Raw genomic sequence first — 22,649 nt, 5'->3', positions numbered from 1 at the left:
ATTCTAACCGCCCGCGTCGGCATCACGCCAAACCCGAATCACTGCGCAAACGTCGCGGGGAACTCGTCGCAGTCCGTATCTGTCATGAATCATTAAACCAAATGACACATAATCGCGGCAGGCAAACGTTGCGCCCGGACGCAAACAGAATGGACAGGTTCCCGATAACTCCCCGCTTTCCGACCGAACATTTCATCAACCGGGAACTGTCGCTGCTGCAATTCCAGCGTCGCGTTCTCGCGCAAGCGGCGGACAGGACCGTTCCGCTTCTCGAGCGCCTGAGGTTTCTCTGCATCGTCTCGAGCAACCTCGACGAGTTCTTCGAAATCCGCGTCTCGGGCATCAAGGAGCAGATCCGGCTCGGCAGCCGCAGCGCGGGCATCGACGGCCTCACGCCGACCCAACTGCTCGACCGCGTCAGCAGCGAGGTCCACGAGATCATCGCGGAGCAGTACGCGTTGCTCAACGGCGACATCCTGCCGGCGCTCGAAGCCGAAGGCATCGTTTTCCTGCGCCGGGGCCTGTGGAGCGATGTGCAGCGCGCGTGGGTCAAGGGGTATTTCCTGCGCGAAGTGATCCCGGTGCTGACGCCGATCGGACTCGACCCGGCGCACCCATTTCCGCGCGTCCTCAACAAGAGCCTGAACTTCGCGGTCGAACTCGAAGGGCTCGACGCGTTCGGCCGGGACTCCGGCGCGGCGATCGTGCAGGCGCCGCGCGCACTGCCGCGGGTGATTCGCCTGCCCGAAGAAATCTGCGACCACGAGTACACCTTCGTGTTCCTGTCATCGGTGCTGCACGCGCACGTCGGCGAGCTCTTCTCCGGCATGAACGTCCACGGCTGCTATCAGTTTCGGGTCACACGCAACTCGGATCTCTTCGTCGATGAGGAAGAGGTCAAGGACTTGCGCGCGTCGTTGAAGGGCGAACTGCAGCAGCGCCATTTCGGCGACGGCGTTCGGCTGGAAGTCGCCGACAACTGCTCGGAAAAGATGGCGAACTTCCTGCTTCAGCATTTCCGGCTGAGTCCGAAGGATCTTTACCGCACACCCGGCATCGTGAACCTCGTGCGGCTGATGCAGGTGCCGGACTGGGTCGTCCGTCCGGACCTGAACTACCGCCCGTTCCTTCCCGGCCTGCCGACGGCGCTGGAAAAGAGCGGCGAGATCTTCGAGACGATCCGCCGCCAGGATGTGCTGCTGCACCACCCGTTCCAGAGTTTCACGCCGGTCATCGACCTGCTGCGCGCGGCCGCCGACGACCCCGACGTGCTCGCGATCAAGATGACGGTCTATCGCACCGGGACCGACTCGGTGCTGATGGAGCACCTCGCCCGCGCGGCGCAGAAAGGCAAGGAAGTCACCGTCGTGCTCGAACTGATGGCGCGCTTCGACGAGGAGGCGAACATCAGCTGGGCGAACCGCCTCGAAGAGGTCGGCGCGCATGTCGTCTACGGCGTGTTCGGCTACAAGACGCACGCAAAGCTGCTGAGCGTGGTGCGGCGGGAAGCCGGCGGGCTGCGCCGGTACGTGCACCTCGGCACGGGCAACTACCATCCGCGCACGACCCGTTTCTACACCGACTTCGGGCTGCTGACCTGCAACGAGGAGATCGGCGCCGACGTCGCCGAAGTCTTCAAGCAGCTCACCGGGCTCGGCAGGGCGAGCACGCTGAAACACCTCTGGCAGGCGCCGTTCTCGCTTCAGGCGAACGTCATCGCCGGAATCAACAACGAAGCGGACATCGCGCGCGCCGGGCGCAAGGGCAGGATCATCGCGAAGATGAACGCGCTCCTCGAGCCGGAGACGATCGAGGCGCTCTACACGGCGTCGCAGGCCGGCGTCGAGATCGACCTGATCATCCGCGGTCCCTGCGCGCTGAGGCCCGGCGTCGAGGGGCTGTCGGAAAACATCCGCATCCGCTCGGTCATCGGCCGCTTCCTCGAACACCACCGCATCTTCCACTTCCACGCCGACGGCGCGGACCACATCTACCTTTCGAGCGCGGACTGGATGGACCGCAACTTCTTCCGCCGCATCGAAATCGCGTTTCCGATACTCGACCCGCGGCTCAAGCGGCGGGTCGTCCGCGAAGGCCTGCGCGCGTATCTCGGCGACAACTGCCAAGCGTGGGAGATGCTCGAGGACGGCCGCTATCGCCGCAAAACGCCGCGCGGGCTGCGCCGCGCCGCACAAACGATCCTGCTTGGCGAACTCGCGGGCGAAGTACACTGAACGCTGCGGGCCGGAACACGGCCGGCCGCAGCAGGACTCCCGCTAGGTATCGCGCTGCCCTCGCCGACCGCTACTTCCGCTTCGCGTCGATCACGTCGCGCACTTCGCGGATCAGCGTGACGGCGCGCTGGATCTGCGCGACGCCGCCGACTTCCATCGTGAATTTCATGAAGGCGATGCCTTTTTTCGTCAGTGTATTGACGGCGATCACGTTGAGCCTCTCGCGCGACAACACTTCCGAGATGTCCCTCAGCAACCCCTGCCGGTCGATCGCCTGAACCGCGATATCGACCGGGAACACCGACTTGCGGTTGTTGTACGCCTGCTCGCCCCACTCCGCCTCCATCACGCGCTCGGGATGCTCGGCGGCGAGCCGCTGGAAGTCGAGGCAATCGACGCGATGGATCGAAATTCCGCGCCCGCGGGTGACGAAACCCTCGATGGCGTCCGGAGGCGCCGGCTTGCAGCAGCGTCCCAGCGAGGTGAGCAGCTTTCCGACGCCGACGATCAGCACCTTGTCGCTCGAGTCCGCGGCGCGGCTGCGGCCGACGACGATCTCCGGTTCGGCCGCCGTCGGCGCCTCGTCCGCGTGCGCGTCGCGCAGCGCCGACTGCACCGCGCGCGGACCGAGTTCCCCGCGGCCGGCCGCGAGAAACATCGATTCCGCATTCTTGAAGCCGAGTTTGCCGGCGACCTCGTCGATGTTGGCCTGCGCGTGTCCCTCGCGCTGAAGCTCCCGCGCGACGACGCTGCGCCCGCGTGACAGGAGCTCTTCCTCGTCGAGCTGGCTGAAGTACTGCTTGATCTTCGTGCGCGCGCGGCTCGTCGCGACGTAAGCCTGCTGCGGTTTGAGCCAGTCGCGCGACGGGCCGCCCTCCTTCGCCGCGGTAATTTCGACCGTCTGGCCGTTCTCGAGCGGCGTGTTCAGCGGCACCAGGTGCCCGTCGATTTTGGCGCCGCGGCAGCGATGCCCGAGATCGGTGTGCAGCCGGTACGCGAAGTCGATCGGCGTGGCGCCGCGCGGCAGATCGACGACCTTGCCCTGCGGCGTCACGACGTAGATCGCGTCGTCGAGCGACGCCCGCTTGAACTTCTCGACCCAGTCGGCCGAATCCGCGACTTCGTCGCGCCACGACAGCAGGCTGCGCAGCAGCGCGATCTTCTCGTCGTAATCGCCGCCGTGGCCCTTGCCTTCCTTGTACCGCCAGTGCGCGGCGACGCCCAGCTCCGCATGCTTGTGCATGTCGTGCGTGCGGATCTGCACTTCGAGCGCGCGACCGTCGCCGGCGAGCACGGCCGTGTGCAGCGACTGGTAGTTGTTGCCCTTCGGGTTGCTGATGTAGTCGTCGAACTCCTGGCCGATCGGCTGCCAGATCTGGTTGACGATGCCGAGAACGGTGTAGCAGTCGCGCACGTTGTCGACGAGCACCCGCAGCGCGCGGATGTCGTACACCTGCGAGAAATCGAGCCGCTTCGCGCGCATCTTATTGTAGATGCTGTAGATGTGCTTCGGCCGGCCGTAGACTTCGGCCTTGATGCCGACCGCAGCGATCTCGCCCTTCAGGCGATCGATCGCCGCCTGGATGAAGTTCTCGCGCTCGACGCGACGCTCGTCGAGCATCTTCGCGATGCGCTTGTAGGTCTCAGGCTCGATGAAGCGGAACGACAGGTCCTCGAGTTCCCACTTCAACTGCCAGACGCCGAGGCGGTTCGCGAGCGGCGCGTAGATGTCGAGGCTCTCGCGCGCGACGTCGACCCGCGCTTCGCCCTTGTACTCAGTGAAATAGCGCAGAGTCTGCGTCCGCGACGCGAGCCGCAACAGCACGACGCGGATGTCCTCGACCATCGCGAGAAGCATCTTGCGCAGCACTTCGGTCTGCGCCCGGATCTCGGGAGCGCTCGCGGTCGCCGTCATCCGCGACAGCAGCCGCAGGCCGTTGAGCTTGCGCAAGCCCTCGACGAGCCGCGCGACGGCGTCACCGAAACGCTCGCCGATCATCCCGGCCGGATCCTCGACATAATCGCCGATCGCGAACAGCAGCGCCGCAACCCTCGTTTCGGCGTCGAGCCGCAGCGACGCGGCGATCAGCGCCATCCCGAGCGCGTGGGTCCAGACGGACTCGCCGGTGCCGAGCACGTGGGTCTCGTAGATACCTTCGGCCAGTTCGAGGGCTCGCCGGACCATCGCGCGCTCGTCGGCCTGCAGACCTTCTGCAAGGAGCTCGACCGGCGCGGCGGCGGCGTTCTGGGAAATCGCATGCGTGACGGAGACCATGGCGGCGATTATCCCATACTGGCCGGCATCCATGCCCGATGCGGACGGCGGATCCCGGAACCATATGCGATGATCCGGGGCTCGCCGACGACAGCAACGCCAATGCGCAAGATCGCCCCCAACCCCTACCTTCTCCTGACCCTCACCGCCCTGTTCTGGGCCGGCAACATGGTGATCGGGCGCGGACTGCGTGAAGCGGTCCCGCCGATGGCTTTGGCGTTCTGGCGCTGGACGATCGCGCTCGCGCTGGTGCTGCCGTTCGCCCTGCCGCATCTGCGCGCGCAATGGCCGCAACTCAAGTCGGGTTGGCGCGCGGTCCTCCTGCTGGGCTTGCTCGGCGTCGGCGGATACAACACTTTCGCGTATATCGCGCTGCAATACACGACCGCGACGAGCGCGACGCTGCTCAACTCCTTCACACCGGTCGCGACGATCGCGCTGGCGTTCGTCCTGCTCGGCAAACGTCTGAGTCGGCTCGAGGCGGTCGGCGTCATCGTGTCGCTCGCCGGGGTCATGACCCTCGTCGCGCGCGGCAGCCCCGAAACCCTTCTCGGCTTGTCGCTCAACACCGGCGACCTGTGGATGCTGCTCGCCGTGTTGATCTGGGGCATCTACACGGTCGGCCTGCAGTGGCGGCCGGCCGGCGTCCATCCGATGCTGATGCTCGCCGCCTTCACCGTCGTCGGCGTCGCGGCGCTGGTTCCGGCCTACGCGTGGGAAGTCGCGAGCGGCCGTCATGTCGCTGCGAGCTTCCCGGCGATCGCCGGCATTCTCTACGTCGGAATCTTCCCGGGCTTCCTCGGATACGTGTTCTACAACGCCGGCGTCGCGGCCGTCGGCCCGAGCCGCGCGTCGCTGTTCATCCACCTGATGCCCGTCTTCGCGGCGATTCTCGCTGCGGTCTTTCTCGGCGAACGGCCGGCCCCGTACCACTTCGTCGGCATCGCGCTCGTCTTCGTCGGCATTTTGCTGACCACCCGGAAGCTCGGGCGCTGACCGATGATCCTGGAATTTCTTCGCAAATGGCGGCGCGCGCGCAAGCTCGCCGTGCTGACGGTCCCGCTGCCGATGTGGCGCCGGGTCGAAGCGGGATTGCCGTTTCTCGATTACCTCGACGCCGATCAGCGCGAGCGGCTGCGCGAACTCGCCCGCGGCTTCCTCGTCGAGAAGCAGTTCCACGGCGCGCAGGGTCTCGTGCTGCGCGACGACATCCTGCTCGCGATCGCGCTGCAGGCTTGTCTGCCGATTCTCCAGATCGGCCTCGACGCGTACCGCGGTTGGGTCGGCGTCGTCGTCTATCCGGGCGATTTCATCATTCCGCGGCACGAGATGGACGAGAGCGGAGTCGTCCATGAATACGACGACGAAGTCCTCGGCGAAGCCTGGGAGGCCGGGCCGGTGCTGGTGTCGTGGCACGACGAAGGCGACGCGCCGACCGGCATCAACGTCGTGATCCACGAGTTCGCGCACAAGCTCGACATGGAGAACGGCGGCGTCGACGGCTTGCCGAAACTGCCGGCGGGGATGAGCCGCAGCGCGTGGGCGGGTGCGTTCAACGACGCGTATCAGCGTTTCTGCGACCAGGTCGACGCGGGCGAACGGACTTTTCTCGACCCGTACGGGTCCGAAAGCCCGGGAGAATTCTTCGCGGTCGCTTCCGAAGCGTTCTTCGAATCGCCCTGCCGGATGGAGCACGATTTTCCCGCCGTCTACGAACAGCTCCGCGGCTTCTACCGCCTCGATCCGGCGGCCGGCGAGCGGCGCGTCCGCGAGGAAAGCGCAAACGACGGACAGGTCCGACCGGACCGCATATTCTGAGATGCCTGCGCCCTTTCTTGGAGATGCGTTTTGCGTATGTGCCGTGACGTAAACCAAGCGTGGCAGGCCGTTTTCGGCGGCGGTTTACGTTCACGTCAAAATCGATTTGCCACCCCCTGAGGCGCCGTCTAAGCTGGAAGGGCAGCAAATGAGTATCAACCTTACTGCTCTTCCCGGAGGACGATTTATGGCTATTACCTGGATTCTGGTTGCCAACGCCAGTCTGGCTAAGCTGTATGCGAACCTCGGCCCGAACAAGGGGCTGACACTGGTCAAGGAACTGATCCATCCGGAAAGTCGACAGAAAAACTCGGAACTGGTCACCGACCGTTCCGGCCATCAGGCGACAGCGGGCAACGGTGCAGGCGGCGGACAGGGGAGCAAGCTGCCGCAGACCGCCCCCAAGACGCACGAAGCTAAGCTCTTCGCACAGGAGATCGCACAGGAACTCTATCTCGGGCGCGCAAAAAACGCGTTTGGCCGCGCCATCGTCTTCGCCCCGCCCGCATTCATGGGCATGCTCAATGCGGTCCTGGACAACCCGACCGCGCAACTGATCACCGACCGTTTCGAGAAGGATTACACGAAGGAATCCGAGCCGGTGCTCCGCGAGCGCCTCGCTTCCTGCCTTTTCCTCTGATTCGTCGACCGTCTCCCGTCAGGAGACGAAGGGACCGCAGCGCGCGGTCCCGATGAGCCGCGGGGCGCTTGGCGCCCCGCTTCGTTTTGTTGCGTCCCGGTCTCGCCGCGACTCAGTGCCGCCAGTGATGTTCGCTGAAATGCACGTGCTGCGCGTCCTCCATCATCGCCATGAAATCACTGCGGCTCATCTGGATCAGCTTCTCGTGGTCGCCGGCTTCGAAATAGATCTCGTCCTGATCGGCGAGACTGTCGTCCATCACCATCCGCATCCCGTACGCCGCCCCGAGGGGCGGAATCGCACCCGGCTCGCAGTCCTCGAACAGCGTCGAGATTTCATCCTCGCTGACGAAGCGCAACTGCCGGTTCATCTCCTTCCCGAGCCAGCCGAGATGCACGTGATGAGTCGATGGCAGGACCGCCATTAGGTATCCGTCCTCATCCTCCAGCACCACGGACTTGGCGAGACAGTTTCCCGGCACGCGCGCGAGCTGCGCCGTTTCCATGCTGCTGTGCGAATGCGGATGCGTGAGCACGTCGTAGCGCAAACCGTGCTCGCTCATGTACTCGTTAACTTTCGACGCGATCGCCATGGTCGTTCTCCTCGCTTTCAACCTCCGGGCAACGGGGCGTGTTGCCAATCGTTCGCGGATCGTTCGTCCCGCCGCAGCTTCTGCCGCGGCCCCGGCCTGTTTCATTTTAGGACGCCGAGTGCCGGCCTGCCGGCTCGATGAATGAGCGTGCTTGCGGCCGGACGGGAGCGGGACTAGAAAGAAAATCCCAGCCGAATACACTCCCGGAGGTGTCGCGATGGCCTTGCGTTTCTATCACGGCGGCGGTTCTCCCTATTCCTGGCGGGTGTGGCTCGCGCTCGAACACAAGGGAATCCCGCACGAGCAGAAGATCCTGTCGTTCGATGCGGGGGACCTCAGGAAGCCGGATTTCCTCGCGATCAACCCGCGCGGGAAGGTGCCGGCGATCGTCGATGACGGCGTGTCGCTCTACGAATCCGCGGCAATCCTCGAATATCTCGACGAACGCTACGACGAGCCGCCGCGGCTCTTTCCTGGCGACATCGGGCGGCGGGCGCTGATCCGCCGGATGGTGCGCGAGGCGGACCAGTATGCCGCCGACGCATTGGAGGACCTCGTGACCGAGGTCCTCTACACCGAGCAGATGCGATGGCGCGCCGAGCCGATCACGCATGCGCGCGACGCATTTGTCGGCGAACTCGACCGCTGGGAATCGACGATCCACGGGGACACGCTCGCCGGCGAACTGTCGGCGGCCGACTTCACGCTTTACCCGATCCTCGCGCTCGCGTTGCGGATCGAGAAGCGCAAGCCCGACCTCGCACTCCGCGCACGGATCGGACCGAGAACCGCCGCGTGGATGCGGCGAATTGAAGGGCTGCCGTACTTCGCGCGGACCTGGCCTTCACACTGGACGTGAGGCGTTCGGGGCCCGAACTCCCGCTCGCGTCGACGACGTGGAAGCCTTTTGAAACCGTTCAAATACCACCGTTCAGGCACCCGGGTGAAGAGCGACGCCGTAGGTCAGCCGCCCGTCCCGTGGCTCGCCGTCCACTGCCGGATCGGCGTGTACTGCGCACCGTCTTCGCGGCGTTGCGACGCCATCAGCGCGAAGCCGTCGACGCGCCACTCGATCGGATCGACGGACCGCTCGGGCAGCGCGGCGCGGGCATTACGCAAAAGCGTGACGTGCGGCGCGAAGCTGCGCTGTTCGACCGGAAACCCCGCGGCCGCGAGTTCGCCGTTGAGGCGGCCGACGAGCGCCGCGAGCGCCGGCGGCGTTTCATGCGCGCCGGCCCAGACGATGCGGTTGTGCCGCCAGCCGCCGAGACGATCGAGCGCGAGCGTGAATGCCTCGGCGCCGACGCGGTCGCCGACGGCGAGCAGCGCGGGAAGGCGTTCCTGCGCCACGTCGCCGAGGAACGCAAGCGTGATGTGCAGCGTGTCGCGGCGCATCCGCCGGCCGTCGCACAGCGCGTGCGCTTCCCCGCCGAGCGTGTACAGCCGTTTCGCCACCGGCGCCGCAGGCCACAGCGCGAAGAACACGCGCGCGGGCCGCGCCGGTTTCGCGACCGGCGACACGTCAGCCATCGGCCCGGTCCAGCGCGAGCAGCGCGACGACCTGCGCAGCGATGCCTTCACCGCGACCGGTGAAACCGAGCTTCTCGGTCGTCTTGCCCTTGATGTTCACCGCGGACGGGTCGACCCCGAGGTCGGCGGCGATGTTCGCGACCATCTGCGGGGCGTGGGGCAGGATTTTCGGCGCGCGGCAGATTACCGTCGCGTCGATGTTAACGACCGCGAAGCCGGCCGCGCGGACCGCGGCAAACGCTTCGCGCAGCAGCACGCGGCTGTCGGCGCCGGCGTGGGCCGGGTCGGTATCGGGAAACAGCCGACCGATATCGCCGAGGCCGGCCGCGCCGAGCAACGCGTCGGTCAACGCGTGCAGCAGCACGTCGGCGTCGGAGTGTCCCAGCAGGCCGCGCTCGTGCGGGATCTTCACGCCGCCGACGATCAGCGGGCGGCCCGGCACCAGCGCGTGCACGTCGAAACCCTGCCCGATGCGGAACGGAACGCTCATCTCAGCCCTCGCGGTTCGATAGGATCCACTCGGCCAGATGCAGGTCGAGCGGGAAAGTGACTTTCAGGTTCGTCGCGTCGCCTTCGACGAGTCTCGGGTGCAGGCCGGCCGCCTCGAGCGCGCTCGCCTCGTCGGTGACGTCCGACGCCGCCTCGAGCGCGCGGCGCAACATCACGTAGCGGAACATCTGCGGCGTCTGGGCGTGCCACAGCATGTCGCGCGGCACGGTCCCGATTGCCCGGCGATGGCCGTCCGCCCGCTTCAGCGTGTCGGCGACCGGCACCGCGAGCAGGCCGCCGACCTCGTCGCCCGCTAGTTCGCGGACGAGCTTCTCGATGTGCCACGGCGCAAGACACGGCCGGGCCGCGTCGTGGACGAGAACCCAGTCGGACTGCTCCGCCTCGCGCGAGATCGCGCGCAGCCCGGCGAGCACGCTGTCAGCGCGCGTGGGACCGCCGCAGAACAGCGGCACGAGCTTCGGCCCCAGGGCCGACCACTCGTGGCGGCCCCATTCGGCGTCGCCGACCGACAGCACGACGAACACCTTGTCGATCTCGGGCGCGCCGCACAGCACCGACAGCGAATGGAAGATCAGCGGCTTGCCGAGCAGCGGCAGGTATTGCTTCGGACGGGCCGCGCCCATGCGGCTGCCGCTGCCGGCCGCCGGGACGAGCGCGAAATGTTTCGGATGGAAATTTTGCATGGCGCGGATTCTAACCGTGCCGCCGCCCGCCGAATGCCGCGATCTTCGCGTTCACTTCTGCGTCAGGCGCTTCACCCCGGCGACGAAGCGCGCGAGCGTATCCGACAGCACGCCGCGCGGAATCATCGCCTCGATCAGCTGGAAGCGGCCCCGCGTCGCGATCGCGTGTTCGAGCGCGTCGCGCAGCTCGGCGCGCGTGCGCACCCGCAGCCCGTCGCCGCCGAGTCCCGCCGCCATCGACGCGAAGCCCCAGTCGTCGAGGTTGTTGAACTCCGATTCCGGCTGGAACGTCCGCAGCATCTCCCACGACGAATTGTTCAATATGAGCACGATCGGGTCCCAGCCGTAGCGGCGGCAGTTCCCGAGCTCCCACCCTGTCATCTGGAAAGCGCCGTCGCCGACGAGGATCAGCGGGCGTTGGCCCGACGCGGCCTGCAGCCCGAGCCCGGCCGGCACGCCGAAGCCCATCGTCGCGTAATACGCCGACGCGACGAGCGCGGTCGGCTCGATGTCCATCGCGGTGAACAGGCAATCGCCGGTGTCGGCGGCGATCGGCATGCGGCCGTGCGCGTCCATCAGGTCGTTGATCGCGATCGCGATGTCGTTCGGCGTGATCGGCTCGGCGTCCGCCTTCAGGCCGCGCGGGTAACTCCGGCGCTCGACCGGCACCGCCCGCGCGGGCTCGGCGGCCCGTTCGAGCAGCGCGTCGACGAAAGCATCGAGCGGTATGTCCGCGTAGGTGTGGTAGCCGAGCGACACGCGCTGGTCGAGCGCCTGGATCGTCTTGCGCAGGTCGATCTGGCGCGACGACACGCCGAAGTTCGTGTCCGAGATGATCACGCCGAGCAGCAGCAGCGCGTCCGACTGTTCGACGAGATCGGTGACTTCCGGCCGCCCGGCGACGCCAAGATAAGTGCCGACGAGCGGCGCCTCGATGCCGGACAGCAGACCGCGGCCGAGAATGCTCGTGACGACCGGTACGCCGAGGCGGCGCGCGAGCTCGCCGACTTTCGTCTCGAGCCCGAAGCGCCGCACCTCGACGCCGACCATCAGGACCGGCGACGACGCCCCGCGGATCCGGGCGAGGACTTCGTCGACGCAGGCCGCGAGCGCTTCCCGGTCGGCCGGCTTCGACGCCTCCGCGACGACCGGCTCGCACGGCACACCGACCATGTCGCGCGGCAGTTCGATGTAGACCGGGCGCGATTCGCGCAGGCAGCGCGCGAGCACCCGTGCGATCTCGCGCGGCGCAGTGCGCGCATCGGTGAGCCGCGCCTGGTCGCAGGTGATTTCGCGGTAGATCTCGAACTGGGAATTCAGTGTCTTCGCTTGGTGGTGCAGCAGCAGGCCGGACGTCGCCTCGCCCAAACCCGGCGCCCCCGAGATCACGACAACCGGCGATTTCTCGGCATAGGCGCCGGCGACCGCGTTTACCATGTTCAGCGCGCCCGCGCCGTACGTGACCGCGGCGACGCCGAGCCCCGACCGGAAGCGCGCCGTCGCGTCCGCCGCGAAGCCGACTCCGGGTTCATGGCTGAGCGTGTGCAGTGGCAGGATCCGCGACTCCTCGATGATCTTGAAGAACGGCAGCGCGAAATCGCCGGGAATGCCGAAAATTTCGCGTGCGCCGTGGTCGCGCAACGCAGTCAGAAGAACTTGGGAGAGATTCATGATGACTCCATGCACGGGTTGAAGCGTCAGGTTACCCGCGTACGCGAGGCAGTTTATTTTCTTTTACGCCGCCAGAACGCAATCTTCTGCCCCGACAATTTTCCATACCGCCTGTTGTCGTCGCGCCCGGACTCGTTGCGTGCACCGGCGGGCACGGGCGCTTCCCGCGCGGCCTATAATGCCCGTAGCCGCAACGTCCCCCGCGGCTCCGGTTCTCGTTTTCAGCAAGGGATCCCATGGCTACTGCTTCGATTCGCCCGGCCGCTGTCGCCGGGCAGTTCTACCCGGACAACCCCCAGGTGCTGCAGGCCCAGATCGGCGAGATGCTGTCGGCGGCCGTGCCGCTCGAAATGGTTTCGTCGCCGAAAGCCCTGATCGTGCCGCACGCCGGTTACGTCTATTCCGGTCCGGTCGCCGCGACGGCCTACGCCACGCTCGGCTCGCTGCGCGACACGGTCCGCCACGTCGTCCTGCTCGGGCCCGCGCACCGCGTTCCGGTCGCCGGCTTCGCGCTTCCGGCCGCCCAGTTCTTCTCGACGCCCCTCGGGCTCGTTCCGCTCAGCCACAGCGACTGGCGCATGTTGCGGGAGCGACCCGACGTCGTCGTCGATGACCGCCCTCACGCATTCGAGCACAGCCTCGAAGTGCAGCTGCCGTTCCTCCAGACCGTGCTCGATTCGTTCGAACTGACACCGCTCGTCGTCGGAAACGCCAGTCCCGCCGCGGTCGCCGACGTTCTGACCCAGCTCTGGGGCGGCCCCGAGACGCTGATCGTGATCAGCTCCGACCTGTCGCACTACCACCCGTATTCGCACGCTCAGGCGACCGACCGCGGCACCGTCGGGCAGATCCTGAAGATGCGCGCGCAGCTCGACCACGAGCAGGCGTGCGGCGCGACGCCCGTGAACGGCCTGATCCAGGCCGCTTCGCAGCAGGGTCTCGAACCGCAGCTGCTCGATCTGCGCAACTCCGGCGACACCGCCGGCGACCGGGCGCGCGTCGTCGGCTACGCAAGCGTCGCCTTCTGCGAGTCTCCCGCCCATGCTCCTGCTTCCCGACACTGAACTCGGTCCGACCCTCCTCGATCGCGCGCGCCACGCGATCGAGCACGAACTCGGCGTCAAGGGCGTCTCGCCCGCGGAAGATCTGCGGCTCGCGAACCGCGGCGCAACCTTCGTGACGCTGCGGCTCTCCGGTGACCTGCGGGGTTGCATCGGCAGCGTCCGGGCACAGCGCGCGCTCGGCGACGACGTCGTCGTCAACGCGATCGGCGCCGCGACGCGCGACCCGCGCTTCCTGCCCGTCGAGGCGCACGAGCTGAACGATATCCGGGTCGAAGTGTCTTTGTTATCGGAACCGCAGTTCCTCGAGTTCGCGGACGAAGACGACCTGCTCGCTCAGTTGAGACCGGGCATCGACGGTTTGATGCTGTTCGGCAGCTGCCGCAGCGCGACCTTCCTGCCGCAGGTATGGGAGCAGCTTTCCGATCCGCGCGACTTTCTCGACGCGCTCCTGCGAAAGGGCGGCCTCCGCTCGATGCAGAACGTGATGGCCGCGACTTACACAGTGCGGAAATGGCGGGAATGATCGACGGCGATGAGCGCGAATCTGCCGCTTACGTCGGCTGGCGCAAGCCGCGGCGGCGTATCGGAACGCCATAGAAACCATCGGTTCCACCTTTCGACAGCAGGCGCTTCGGACCGCGGATGGCGCGCCGAAGCGATGAACGGTGAGGCCGATGAATCATCCGGGACGCCACTGGCACAGACTCGACGACGACCGCATCCAATGCGACGTCTGTCCGCGTTACTGCAAACTCCATGAAGGCCAGCGCGGCGCATGTTTCGTGCGCATGCGCGAAGCGGACGAGGTCGTGCTGACGACCTACGGGCGCAGTTCGGGCTTCTGCATCGACCCGATCGAGAAGAAGCCGCTCAATCATTTCTACCCCGGCACCAGCGTCCTCTCGTTCGGCACTGCCGGCTGTAACCTCGCGTGCAAATTCTGCCAGAACTGGGACATCTCGAAGTCACGCGACATGGACCGGCTGATGGACCAGGCGTCGCCCGATGAGATCGCGCGCACCGCCGAGCAATGGGGCTGCCAGAGCGTCGCCTTCACGTACAACGACCCGGTGATCTTCCTCGAATACGCGGTCGACGCCGCGAAAGCGGCCCACGCTCGCGGACTGAAGACCGTCGCGGTCACCGCCGGCTACATCACCGCGGAGGCGCGCGGCGATTTCTACTCGGAGATGGACGCGGCGAACGTCGACCTGAAGGGTTTCACCGACGAGTTCTACGTCAAGTTGTGCGGCGCGCATCTACAGCCGGTGCTCGACACGCTGAAATGGCTCGTCCATGAGACCGACGTCTGGGTCGAGATCACGACGCTGCTGATCCCGGGTCAGAACGATTCGGACGAAGAACTGACGGCACTTTCCCGCTGGGTCGCGAAAGAACTCGGCACCGAAGTGCCGCTGCATTTCACCGCGTTCCACCCCGACTTCAAGATGCCCGATACGCCCGCGACGCCGCCGGCGACGCTATCGCGCGCGCGGAAGATCGCGCTCGGCGAAGGTCTCAAGCACGTCTATACCGGCAACGTGCACGACACCGAAGGCGGGACGACGCGCTGCACGGGCTGCGGCACGCCGGTCATCAGGCGCGACTGGTACGAGATCCTCGACTACGCGCTCGACGACCACGGCGCGTGCCTCGCTTGCGGTACGCCGCTCGCCGGACGTTTCGGGCATTTCGGGCGGGCCTTCGGCGCGCGCCGGATTCCGGTCGCGATCCGCCGGAGCGCCTGAATCGCCGGGCCGCCGGGCCGCTTGTTCGCGCGACATCGCCGTGCGATCCTCGCGTCATCTCATATCGTCCGGCAGCCCTGCCGACGGAGCGGGAGCGACGTGAAACTGCGACACACGACCATCAGCATCCCGACGGGGACCGCCTGGCTCGAAGGAGACCTCTGCCATGCGCCGGACGTGCGCGGCCTGGCGGTGCTGCTGCGCGCCGCGGGCGGGCCGCGAGCGAAGTCGGTCGAGGTCGCGGTCGGCGAAACGCTGCAGCAGGCCGGATTCGCCACGCTGGTCATCAACCTGCTGACCGCCTACGAGGAAACCCGCGACCCCGACGCGCGCTTCAACGTGCCGCAAATGGCAAGCCGGGTTCTCGCGGTCGCCGAGTGGGTGGGCCATCAGCCGCCGCTCGCCGGCCTCGCCGTCGGGCTCGTCGCGTGCGGTACCGCGAGCGGCGCGGCGGTCCGTGCGGCGTGGAAGTCCCCCGAACATTTCGCCGCGATCGTCTGCGGCGCGGGCCGACCGGACCTCGCGGGTGCCACGCCGCTGAACACCTTGACGACGCCGGTGCGCTTCGTCGTCGGGGGCGACGACCCGCACACGCCGATGCTGATGAACGCCTACGAGCATCTCGGTGCGCCGCGGGACTGGCAGACGCTCGACGGCGTCGGCGAGCATTTCGTCGAACCGGGCGCGATCGGTGGGCTCGCCCGACTGGCCGCCGACTGGCTCGTGCTGCAGCTCCCGCCGCCGCAGAGCGCGGCGCCGGCGCCATTCACGGCGCCCTCATCCCTGGCGGCGGCCGGGTCGCCGACACGGAACCGGCACGCTTCGGACGACTGATTCAGGCGCTGTGCTCCCAGCCCGGCGTGGCTCCGGGTCGATCGCCTTATAATCGTCCCCCTGCATTTCTCGCCGCCACGGCCCGTCCACGCCCATTCGATGCCCCATCCGCTCGACTCCCTGCTGCCGCAACTCGCGGCTATTGCCCTTCCCAAAGCCGGCGCGCGCGTCGACCTGCCCGCCCTTGCCGGCTCGTCGGACGCGCTCGCCGTGGCGCAACTCGCGACCCGCGGCCGTCGCCTGCTGCTCGTCACCGCGAACCCCCTCGATGCGCAGCGCTTGCATGAAGAGATCGCGTGGGTTGCGCCGAACCTGCGCACACACCTGCTGCCCGACTGGGAAACCCTGCCGTACGACAGCTTTTCGCCGCACCAGGACCTGATTTCCGAGCGCCTGTCGACACTCTACGCGGTGAGCCGCGGCGAAGCGGACATCGTGCTCGTGCCGGCGTCGACCGCGCTGTACCGGATGGCGCCACCGGCGTTTCTCGCCGCCTACACGTTCTTCCTGAAGCAGGGCGAACAGCTCGACGTCGAGCAGCTGCGCATGCAGATGGCGACTGCGGGCTACACGCACGTGACCCAGGTCGTCAGCCCCGGCGAATTCTCGGTGCGCGGCGGCCTGATCGACCTCTTCCCGATGGGCGCGGCGCTGCCGTTCCGCATCGACCTCTTCGACGACGAAGTCGAGAGCATCAAGACTTTCGACCCGGACTCGCAGCGCACCGTCTACCCGGTGCCCGAGATCCGGATGCTGCCCGCGCGCGAGTTTCCGATGGACGACGCCGGGCGCACGCGGTTTCGCAGCCGCTTCCGCGAAACGTTCGAAGGCGACCCGTCGCGCGTGTCGCTGTACAAGGACGTCTCGAACGGCATCGCGCCGGCCGGCGTCGAGTATTACCTGCCGCTGTTCTTCGACGACACCGCGACGCTGTTCGACTACCTCCCCGCCGACGCAGCCGTCGTCCTTCATTGCGACGTGCCGGCGGCGATCGACGCGTTCTGGCGGGACGCCCGCTCGCGCTACGACTTCCTGAAGGGCGACCGCAGCCGCCCGGTGATGCCGCCGGAAGCGCTCTTCCTCGGCCAGGAGAATTTCTACACTGCGCTGAAGGATCGGCCGCGAATTCACATCGGCGCGCGGGACGAGCCCGCGTCGGGCGGCGCGGCAGCTACCGCTGCGCCGCTGCCGGATGTATCAGTCGAGCGCAAGGCGACCGACCCGCTGCACCGGCTGAAGCAGTTTCTCGACAGCGGCTGGGCGGGCGGCGGCGGCCGCGTGCTGCTCCTCGCCGACGCGCCCGGCCGCCGTGAAACGATGTCGGATTTCCTCGGCGAATACGGATTGAAGCCGGCCACGAGCGCGGATTTCGCGGCCTTCCTCGCGTCGGACGCGCCGCTTGCGCTCGGCGTCGGCCCGCTCGTGAACGGCTTCGTGCTGCCCGACGCGAAGATCGCTGTCGTCACGGAGTCGGAGCTGTACGCGACCACCGCCCGCACGCGCCAGCGGCGCGATGCGCGCAAGGCCGCGACGATGGAAGGCTGGTTGCGCGACCTTTCCGAGCTCAAGCCCGGCGACCCGGTCGTGCATGTGTCGCACGGCATCGGGCGCTACCTCGGGCTTATCCACATGGACCTCGGCGAAGGCCAGACCGAGTTCCTGCATCTCGAATACGCGAACGGCGACAAGCTCTACGTGCCGGTATCGCAGTTGCACGTCATCACGCGCTACGCCGGCGCGGACCCGGAGGCGGTCGACCTGCACCGCCTCGGCTCGGGCCAGTGGGAAAAGGCACGAAAAAAGGCGGCGATGCAGGTGCGCGACACCGCGGCGGAGCTTCTCGCGCTCTACGCGCAGCGCGCCTCGCGCCCCGGCCACCGCTTCGATTTCAAGCCGCACGACCTCGACGCGTTCGCCGAAGGCTTCGGCTTCGAGACGACGCCGGACCAGCAGGCCGCGATCGACGCGGTCGTCGAGGACATGAAGTCCGGCCGGCCGATGGACCGCCTGGTCTGCGGCGACGTCGGCTTCGGCAAGACCGAAGTCGCGTTGCGCGCGGCGTTCATCGCGGTCGCCGACGGCAAGCAGGTCGTCGTGCTCGCGCCGACGACGCTGCTCACCGAGCAGCATTACCAGCTTTTCGCCGACCGCTTTGCCGACTTCCCGATCCGCATCGCCGAGCTGTCGCGCTTCAAGAGCGCGAAGGAGCAGGCCGACGCGCTGAAGCTGCTCGCCGAGGGCAAGGTCGACATCATCATCGGCACGCACCGCCTGCTGCAGAAGGACGTCGTGTTCAAGCGCCTCGGCCTCGTGGTCATCGACGAAGAGCACCGTTTCGGCGTGCGGCAGAAAGAGGCGCTGAAGGCGCTGCGCAGCGAGATCGACATCCTGACGCTCACCGCGACGCCGATCCCGCGCACGCTCGGGCTCGCGCTCGAAGGCCTGCGCGAGTTCTCGGTGATCGCGACGGCGCCGCAGAAGCGCCTCGCGATCAAGACTTTCGTGCAGCGCTTCAGCAAGGGTATCGTGCGCGAGGCGGTGCTGCGCGAGTTCAAGCGCGGCGGACAAGTGTATTTCCTGCACAACGAAGTCGAGACGATCGAGAACGTCCGCAACGACCTCGCCGAGCTGCTGCCCGAAGCCCGCATCGTCGTCGGCCACGGCCAACTGCCCGAGCGCGAGCTCGAACGCGTGATGCGCGACTTCACCGCGCAGCGTGCGAACCTCCTGCTCTGCACGACGATCATCGAGACCGGCATCAACATCCCGACCGCGAACACGATCCTCATCAATCGCGCCGACCGTTTCGGCCTCGCGCAGCTGCACCAGTTGCGCGGCCGCGTCGGTCGCAGTCACCACCAGGCCTACGCGTATCTCCTGACCGACGCGCACGCGAAGCCGAGCGCGCAGGCGCAGAAGCGGCTCGAGGCGATCACGATGATGGAAGACCTCGGCTCGGGCTTCTACCTCGCGATGCACGACCTCGAAATCCGCGGCGCCGGCGAAGTGCTCGGCGAGAACCAGTCCGGCGAAATCCAGCAGGTCGGCTTCAGCCTGTACACCGAGATGCTCAAGCGCGCGGTGCGCGACCTGCAGGCGGGCAAGGAGCCCGATCTCACGCAACCGCTCGACGTCGTCTCCGAGATCAACCTGCACACGCCCGCGCTGCTGCCGAACGACTACTGCCCGGACGTTCAGGAACGGCTGACGCTCTACAAGCGCCTCGCGAACTGCGAATCCGACGACGAACTGCGCGGCGTGCAGGAAGAACTCATCGACCGCTTCGGCGACCTGCCCCCACAAACCCAGGCGCTGATCGAAAGCCACCGCCTGCGCCTGCTGGTGAAGCCGTTCGGCGTCGCGAAGCTCGACGCGAGCGACGCGCAGATCAGCGTCCAGTTCGGCCCCGAAGCACCGATCGATCCCGCGAAAGTCATCTTCCTGATCCAGAAAGACCGCAACACGAAGATGTCCGGCCCGGACCGCCTGATCCGCAAAGCCACCCTGCCGAACTTGAAGCAGCGCGTCCAGGGCGTGAAGGAGCTGCTGGACGCCGTCCGGGCGTGATCGCCGGCCGGGCCGCGCAGGCGCCCGGACCGATGAATCGCGCCGGCGCGGGCGATCAGCCGGGCGGCTTGACGGGTCTTCTCAGATAGGTCGCGGCGGGGATGATCCGGGGCGGCTTTCAGCTCCTGTTCAAGAGGAAGACTGCCGACTACATTGAATCGCACGGTCTCGTGCAGCGTATGGCACGGCCGCCATTCGATCGGGGTCGCTTCTGGCCACCGCTTCGAACTTTCCTGTTTTGCCGGGGGAACAGATGAAGGCGCGCATTACGGTCATCACGATCGGCGTCGATGACCTGGAAAGATCCCTCCGCTTCTACCGCGACGGGCTCGGCCTCGCGACGCAAGGGGTTGTCGGCGCCGAATTCGAACATGGCGCGGTGGCGTTCTTCGACTTGCAGGGCGGACTGAAGCTCGCGATCTGGCCTCGCGCGAGCATCGCGCATGATGCCGGGATCGCCGCCGGCCGTCCCGCTTCGACGGAATTCACGCTCGGTCACAACGTCGCCTCGAAAGACGACGTCGACGCAGTGATGGAGCAGGCGCAGGCGGCGGGAGCGAAGATCGTCAAGGCGGCGCAACAGACGTTCTGGGGCGGCTACGCGGGCTATTTCGAGGATCCGGACCGCCACTTGTGGGAGGTCGTGTGGAATCCCGATTGGGCGGCGCCGGACTAGCGCGAAGCGCCTCGCCCGCCGCCGCCGCAGATCGGGCCCGGTCGGAGCGGAAGATGAAGGCGTACCGGAATCTGAGCGGAAAGTCGGGCATCGTCGCATTCGAGATCGGCGACGACTTCGTGAGCGTCGTCTTCCGGGATGACCCGCTGCCCTATGTGTATTCCGCGTCGCAGATACCGCCGGCGAAGATCGCGCAGATGAAGGCTCTCGCGCTCGCCGGGCGGGGCTTGGCGAGCTTCATCAGCCGCAACGCCGATGTCAGCGACGCCTACACCCGCCCCTGACGTCGCGCGCGGCCGCGTATTCACTGCTTGATGTTCTGGTTCATGTGAAACACGTTCTGCGGATCGTACCGGCGCTTTATCTCCCTGAGCCGCTCGTAGTTTTCGCCGTACGCCGCGGCGACGCGCTCGCCTTCGTCCTCCGTCATGAAGTTCACGTAAGCGCCACCCGATGCGTACGGCGCCGAGGCGCGGAAAAGATCGCGCGCCCACCGGATGCACTCCGCGTCCTGCGCGGGGTCGTCGCAGCGCGCGTGAACGTTCATGACGAACTTCGCGTCCCGCGCGAGGTACGCGGTCGCGTTACGCGGGACGCGGTTGGGCGCGCCCGCTAGATGGCCGATCAAGATTTCGCATTGCGGCGACGGCAGCCTGCCCGCATGCTCGATCTTCGTGTGGAGCGCCGCGTCGCTCAGCTGGGTGAAGTTGTGGGATTTCCAGTAATTCCGCGCGCCGGGCGCGAGCAGCGGGTCGAACGCCTTCTGCCAGTCGACGTATGGCATCTCGCCGACATGCGCGCCGTGCGCGTCGCCCAGCGCGGAAGCGGCGCAAGTGCCGCTTCCGCGTGCGCCGCGTCGCCGCAATACGCGAGCGCGACGACGACGACCTTCGCCCCGTGCACGTCCGTCGGGAGGAACGGCAACGGCGGCGCGTGGCGCAGCACGATCCACGCCGTCAGTTCCTCCGGTGCGTGTGCGACGAAGTCGCGGTAGCCCGTCAGTACCTGTATCGCCTGCGCGAACGGATAGACGGTCAGGCCGGCGACGATGTTCGGGCCGAGCGCATGCAGGGCGAATTCGTAGCGCATAACGACGCCGAAATTGCCGCCGGTGACGGCGGCCGCGAGCGGCGCAGCCTGTTCGTTGGATAACGCGTTCATCCGTATCTCCTCCGCCGGCGTGGGCAAGACTTGTGAGAAGCCGGCACGACTGGCGTACGGCCGCCGTCGAACGGAGATTACCGGGCGGGGTCGGAGAAAAAGGCATCCGGGTCCGGGGATTGCCAGTCGGGGGCGACCGGTTCGCGAGGCGCACACGCCCGCGCCTCACGCCGCAGTCTAGGAAAACCTCTGCGGAAAATCGCGACCGCGGGCGCTTTGCAGGAGAAAAACATGACCGACTTCGACGTCCAGCTCTTCGTCATCGGCGCCGGCTCGGGCGGCGTGCGCGCGGCGCGCGTCGCGGCCGGCTTAGGAGCACGCGTCGCGATCGCGGAAGAGCGTCGGCTGGGCGGCACCTGCGTATCGCGCGGATGCATCCCGAAGAAACTGCTCGCCTACGCCGCGCATTACCGCGAGGACTTCGAGGACGCGGCGGGATTCGGGTGGTCGGTCGCGCAACCTACCTTTTCATGGGAGCGGCTGGTCGGCAACAAGAATCGCGAGATCGACCGACTGAACGGGGTGTATCGCGAGCTTCTCGAAGGGGCACGCGTCGACATCCTGCAAGGGGGCGCGAAGCTCGCCGACGCGCACACCGTGTCAGTCGACGGCCGCATGGTGACCGCCGAACACGTGCTCGTCGCGACCGGCGGCCGCCCGTTCAAGCCGGATCTGCCGGGGATCGAACATGCGATCACGTCTGACGAAGCGTTCGAGTTGCGCGAGCTGCCGCGACACATCCTGCTGATCGGCGGCGGCTACATCGCTGTCGAGTTCGCGGGGATCTTCAACGGGCTCGGCGCCGACGTGACCCTCGCCTATCGCGGCGAGCAGATCCTGCGCGGCTTCGACGACGACATCCGCCGGCACCTGAACGCGGAAATGCGGAAAATGGGCGTCGCGATCCTGCTGGAGACCGACCTCGCGGGCATTGTCCGGCGCGACGACGGCGCCCTCGACGTCGAGTGGTCGCGCGGGTCGGGGCGACCGGACGTATTCGACACGGTGATGTTCGCGACCGGGCGCAAGCCGAACACCGAGGGGCTCGGCCTCGCCGAGCTCGGCGTGAAACTCGACGACGACGGCGGAATCGTCGTCGACGACTGGCAACAGACCAACGTTCCCGGCATTCATGCAGTCGGCGACGTGACGAACCGAATCGCGCTGACGCCCGTCGCGATCCGCGAGGGCTTCGCGGTCGCGGCGACCTTGTTCGGCGGCCGGCGCACGCGTGTCGATTACGACAATCTGCCCTCCGCGGTCTTCAGCCAGCCGCCGATCGCGACCGTCGGCCTGACCGAAGCGCAGGCGCTGAAACGGTTCGACGAGGTGGACATCTACCGCAGCGACTTCCGCCCCCTGCGGCACACGCTGAGCGGGCGGGACGGACGGAGCCTCGTCAAGCTCGTCGTCGAGACGGCTTCGCAGCGCGTCGTCGGCGCCCACATGGCAGGCGCCGACGCGCCCGAGATCATCCAGGGGATCGCGATCGCGGTGAAGATGGGCGCGAAGAAATCGGATGTCGACGCCACCATCGGCATCCATCCGACCGCCGCCGAAGAGTTCGTGACCTTGCGGGAGAAGGAGACGAAGCGACGGCATGACGATGTCGACGCTGCGCCCGGCGAGCGGAAGCGTTGAACCGC

Annotated in this window: 21 protein-coding genes; 13 read left to right on the top strand and 8 right to left on the bottom strand. The window is 67.1% G+C overall.

Annotated elements, in window-relative coordinates; genetic code table 11:
- The first annotated feature begins 149 nt into the window (after window positions 1-149).
- Entirely contained in the window at window positions 150-2,234 is a 2,085-nt protein-coding gene (ppk1, locus tag V6M37_RS15555; protein ID WP_332674831.1) for a polyphosphate kinase 1, read from the top strand.
- A gap of 70 nt (window positions 2,235-2,304) precedes the next feature.
- On the opposite strand, the gene V6M37_RS15550 is transcribed toward ppk1, so the two are convergent.
- Window positions 2,305-4,509, bottom strand: coding sequence for a RelA/SpoT family protein (locus V6M37_RS15550; RefSeq protein ID WP_332674830.1), 2,205 nt, complete (start codon window positions 4,507-4,509; stop codon window positions 2,305-2,307).
- A 102-nt stretch (window positions 4,510-4,611) separates the two neighbouring features.
- Between V6M37_RS15550 and V6M37_RS15545 the strand changes: the two genes are divergently transcribed.
- From V6M37_RS15545 to V6M37_RS15535, 3 genes are all read left to right on the top strand, one after another.
- Entirely contained in the window at window positions 4,612-5,505 is an 894-nt protein-coding gene (locus V6M37_RS15545; protein ID WP_332674828.1) for a DMT family transporter, read from the top strand.
- A gap of 6 nt (window positions 5,506-5,511) precedes the next feature.
- A complete protein-coding gene (locus V6M37_RS15540; RefSeq protein WP_442881021.1) occupies window positions 5,512-6,327 on the top strand; it encodes a zinc-dependent peptidase in 816 nt (271 codons plus the stop codon).
- A gap of 187 nt (window positions 6,328-6,514) precedes the next feature.
- Entirely contained in the window at window positions 6,515-6,967 is a 453-nt protein-coding gene (locus V6M37_RS15535) for a host attachment protein (RefSeq protein ID WP_332674850.1), read from the top strand.
- Window positions 6,968-7,079: 112 nt separating this feature from the next.
- Here V6M37_RS15535 and V6M37_RS15530 read toward each other — a convergent pair whose 3' ends face one another.
- Window positions 7,080-7,559, bottom strand: a complete 480-nt coding sequence (locus V6M37_RS15530; protein ID WP_332674824.1) for an aminoacyl-tRNA deacylase — start codon at window positions 7,557-7,559, stop codon at window positions 7,080-7,082.
- A gap of 217 nt (window positions 7,560-7,776) precedes the next feature.
- Here V6M37_RS15530 and V6M37_RS15525 point away from each other — a divergent pair, with 217 nt between their 5' ends.
- Window positions 7,777-8,418 (top strand): glutathione S-transferase family protein, encoded by a 642-nt coding sequence (locus tag V6M37_RS15525; protein ID WP_332674823.1) that lies wholly within the window; start codon window positions 7,777-7,779, stop codon window positions 8,416-8,418.
- Window positions 8,419-8,522: 104 nt separating this feature from the next.
- Here the strand turns inward: V6M37_RS15525 and thpR are convergent, their stop codons facing one another.
- The 4 genes from thpR to ipdC are packed head-to-tail and all read right to left on the bottom strand — an operon-like array spanning window position 8,523 to window position 11,953.
- Window positions 8,523-9,089, bottom strand: a complete 567-nt coding sequence (thpR, locus tag V6M37_RS15520; protein ID WP_332674821.1) for an RNA 2',3'-cyclic phosphodiesterase — start codon at window positions 9,087-9,089, stop codon at window positions 8,523-8,525.
- Entirely contained in the window at window positions 9,082-9,579 is a 498-nt protein-coding gene (gene ispF, locus V6M37_RS15515; RefSeq protein WP_332674819.1) for a 2-C-methyl-D-erythritol 2,4-cyclodiphosphate synthase, read from the bottom strand. Before ispF ends, thpR begins: the two co-directional genes overlap by 8 nt.
- Window position 9,580: 1 nt before the next feature.
- Window positions 9,581-10,282, bottom strand: a complete 702-nt coding sequence (gene ispD, locus V6M37_RS15510) for a 2-C-methyl-D-erythritol 4-phosphate cytidylyltransferase (RefSeq protein WP_332674817.1) — start codon at window positions 10,280-10,282, stop codon at window positions 9,581-9,583.
- Window positions 10,283-10,333: 51 nt separating this feature from the next.
- On the bottom strand, window positions 10,334-11,953 hold the full coding sequence (ipdC, locus tag V6M37_RS15505) for an indolepyruvate/phenylpyruvate decarboxylase (RefSeq protein WP_332674816.1): 1,620 nt from the start codon (window positions 11,951-11,953) through the stop codon (window positions 10,334-10,336).
- A gap of 236 nt (window positions 11,954-12,189) precedes the next feature.
- Between ipdC and amrB the strand changes: the two genes are divergently transcribed.
- From amrB to V6M37_RS15470, 7 genes are all read left to right on the top strand, one after another.
- Complete coding sequence (amrB, locus tag V6M37_RS15500) at window positions 12,190-13,017, top strand: AmmeMemoRadiSam system protein B (protein ID WP_332674815.1); 828 nt, start codon at window positions 12,190-12,192, stop codon at window positions 13,015-13,017.
- The gene (amrA, locus tag V6M37_RS15495) at window positions 12,995-13,540 is read left to right on the top strand and encodes an AmmeMemoRadiSam system protein A (RefSeq protein WP_332674814.1); all 546 of its coding nucleotides are present in this window, start codon (window positions 12,995-12,997) and stop codon (window positions 13,538-13,540) included. Before amrB ends, amrA begins: the two co-directional genes overlap by 23 nt.
- A gap of 151 nt (window positions 13,541-13,691) precedes the next feature.
- Entirely contained in the window at window positions 13,692-14,765 is a 1,074-nt protein-coding gene (gene amrS, locus V6M37_RS15490) for an AmmeMemoRadiSam system radical SAM enzyme (RefSeq protein ID WP_332674812.1), read from the top strand.
- A 99-nt stretch (window positions 14,766-14,864) separates the two neighbouring features.
- Window positions 14,865-15,599 carry a dienelactone hydrolase family protein gene (locus V6M37_RS15485; protein WP_332674810.1) on the top strand — a complete coding sequence of 245 codons (735 nt, stop codon included), beginning with the start codon at window positions 14,865-14,867 and terminating at the stop codon, window positions 15,597-15,599.
- A gap of 99 nt (window positions 15,600-15,698) precedes the next feature.
- A complete protein-coding gene (gene mfd / locus V6M37_RS15480; protein WP_332674808.1) occupies window positions 15,699-19,166 on the top strand; it encodes a transcription-repair coupling factor in 3,468 nt (1,155 codons plus the stop codon).
- Window positions 19,167-19,419: 253 nt separating this feature from the next.
- Window positions 19,420-19,842 carry a VOC family protein gene (locus V6M37_RS15475; RefSeq protein WP_332674806.1) on the top strand — a complete coding sequence of 141 codons (423 nt, stop codon included), beginning with the start codon at window positions 19,420-19,422 and terminating at the stop codon, window positions 19,840-19,842.
- Window positions 19,843-19,895: 53 nt separating this feature from the next.
- Complete coding sequence (locus V6M37_RS15470; protein WP_332674805.1) at window positions 19,896-20,126, top strand: hypothetical protein; 231 nt, start codon at window positions 19,896-19,898, stop codon at window positions 20,124-20,126.
- A 20-nt stretch (window positions 20,127-20,146) separates the two neighbouring features.
- On the opposite strand, the gene V6M37_RS15465 is transcribed toward V6M37_RS15470, so the two are convergent.
- Together V6M37_RS15465 and V6M37_RS15460 are read right to left on the bottom strand one after the other, a co-directional pair.
- Entirely contained in the window at window positions 20,147-20,626 is a 480-nt protein-coding gene (locus V6M37_RS15465; RefSeq protein ID WP_332674803.1) for a BBE domain-containing protein, read from the bottom strand.
- Window positions 20,536-21,003, bottom strand: a complete 468-nt coding sequence (locus V6M37_RS15460) for a hypothetical protein (protein WP_332674801.1) — start codon at window positions 21,001-21,003, stop codon at window positions 20,536-20,538. The genes V6M37_RS15465 and V6M37_RS15460 overlap by 91 nt, the downstream gene beginning before the upstream one ends.
- Before the next feature lie 231 nt (window positions 21,004-21,234).
- Here V6M37_RS15460 and gor point away from each other — a divergent pair, with 231 nt between their 5' ends.
- Window positions 21,235-22,644 (top strand): glutathione-disulfide reductase, encoded by a 1,410-nt coding sequence (gene gor, locus V6M37_RS15455; protein ID WP_332674799.1) that lies wholly within the window; start codon window positions 21,235-21,237, stop codon window positions 22,642-22,644.
- Window positions 22,645-22,649: the final 5 nt, after the last annotated feature.

It is taken from the genome of Aromatoleum sp., assembly GCF_036675785.1.
Taxonomy (GTDB): Bacteria; Pseudomonadota; Gammaproteobacteria; order Burkholderiales; family Rhodocyclaceae; genus Aromatoleum.
The sequence above is the reverse complement of the archived record's forward strand: the minus strand, read 5'-3'. Positions and strand labels throughout refer to the sequence as shown.

Bases quoted from the DNA above. Each gene is read 5' to 3' on its own strand.
- V6M37_RS15475 (WP_332674806.1), top strand. From the start codon at position 19,420: ATGAAGGCGCGCATTACGGTCATCACGATCGGCGTCGATGACCTGGAA.
- amrA (WP_332674814.1), top strand. From the start codon at position 12,995: ATGCTCCTGCTTCCCGACACTGAACTCGGTCCGACCCTCCTCGATCGC.
- thpR (WP_332674821.1), bottom strand. From the start codon at position 9,089: ATGGCTGACGTGTCGCCGGTCGCGAAACCGGCGCGGCCCGCGCGCGTG.
- mfd (WP_332674808.1), top strand. From the start codon at position 15,699: ATGCCCCATCCGCTCGACTCCCTGCTGCCGCAACTCGCGGCTATTGCC.
- ispF (WP_332674819.1), bottom strand. From the start codon at position 9,579: ATGAGCGTTCCGTTCCGCATCGGGCAGGGTTTCGACGTGCACGCGCTG.
- ipdC (WP_332674816.1), bottom strand. From the start codon at position 11,953: ATGAATCTCTCCCAAGTTCTTCTGACTGCGTTGCGCGACCACGGCGCA.
- V6M37_RS15470 (WP_332674805.1), top strand. From the start codon at position 19,896: ATGAAGGCGTACCGGAATCTGAGCGGAAAGTCGGGCATCGTCGCATTC.
- gor (WP_332674799.1), top strand. From the start codon at position 21,235: ATGACCGACTTCGACGTCCAGCTCTTCGTCATCGGCGCCGGCTCGGGC.
- V6M37_RS15550 (WP_332674830.1), bottom strand. From the start codon at position 4,509: ATGGTCTCCGTCACGCATGCGATTTCCCAGAACGCCGCCGCCGCGCCG.
- V6M37_RS15460 (WP_332674801.1), bottom strand. From the start codon at position 21,003: ATGAACGCGTTATCCAACGAACAGGCTGCGCCGCTCGCGGCCGCCGTC.
- V6M37_RS15545 (WP_332674828.1), top strand. From the start codon at position 4,612: ATGCGCAAGATCGCCCCCAACCCCTACCTTCTCCTGACCCTCACCGCC.
- V6M37_RS15465 (WP_332674803.1), bottom strand. From the start codon at position 20,626: ATGCCATACGTCGACTGGCAGAAGGCGTTCGACCCGCTGCTCGCGCCC.
- amrS (WP_332674812.1), top strand. From the start codon at position 13,692: ATGAATCATCCGGGACGCCACTGGCACAGACTCGACGACGACCGCATC.
- V6M37_RS15535 (WP_332674850.1), top strand. From the start codon at position 6,515: ATGGCTATTACCTGGATTCTGGTTGCCAACGCCAGTCTGGCTAAGCTG.
- amrB (WP_332674815.1), top strand. From the start codon at position 12,190: ATGGCTACTGCTTCGATTCGCCCGGCCGCTGTCGCCGGGCAGTTCTAC.
- V6M37_RS15525 (WP_332674823.1), top strand. From the start codon at position 7,777: ATGGCCTTGCGTTTCTATCACGGCGGCGGTTCTCCCTATTCCTGGCGG.
- ispD (WP_332674817.1), bottom strand. From the start codon at position 10,282: ATGCAAAATTTCCATCCGAAACATTTCGCGCTCGTCCCGGCGGCCGGC.
- ppk1 (WP_332674831.1), top strand. From the start codon at position 150: ATGGACAGGTTCCCGATAACTCCCCGCTTTCCGACCGAACATTTCATC.
- V6M37_RS15530 (WP_332674824.1), bottom strand. From the start codon at position 7,559: ATGGCGATCGCGTCGAAAGTTAACGAGTACATGAGCGAGCACGGTTTG.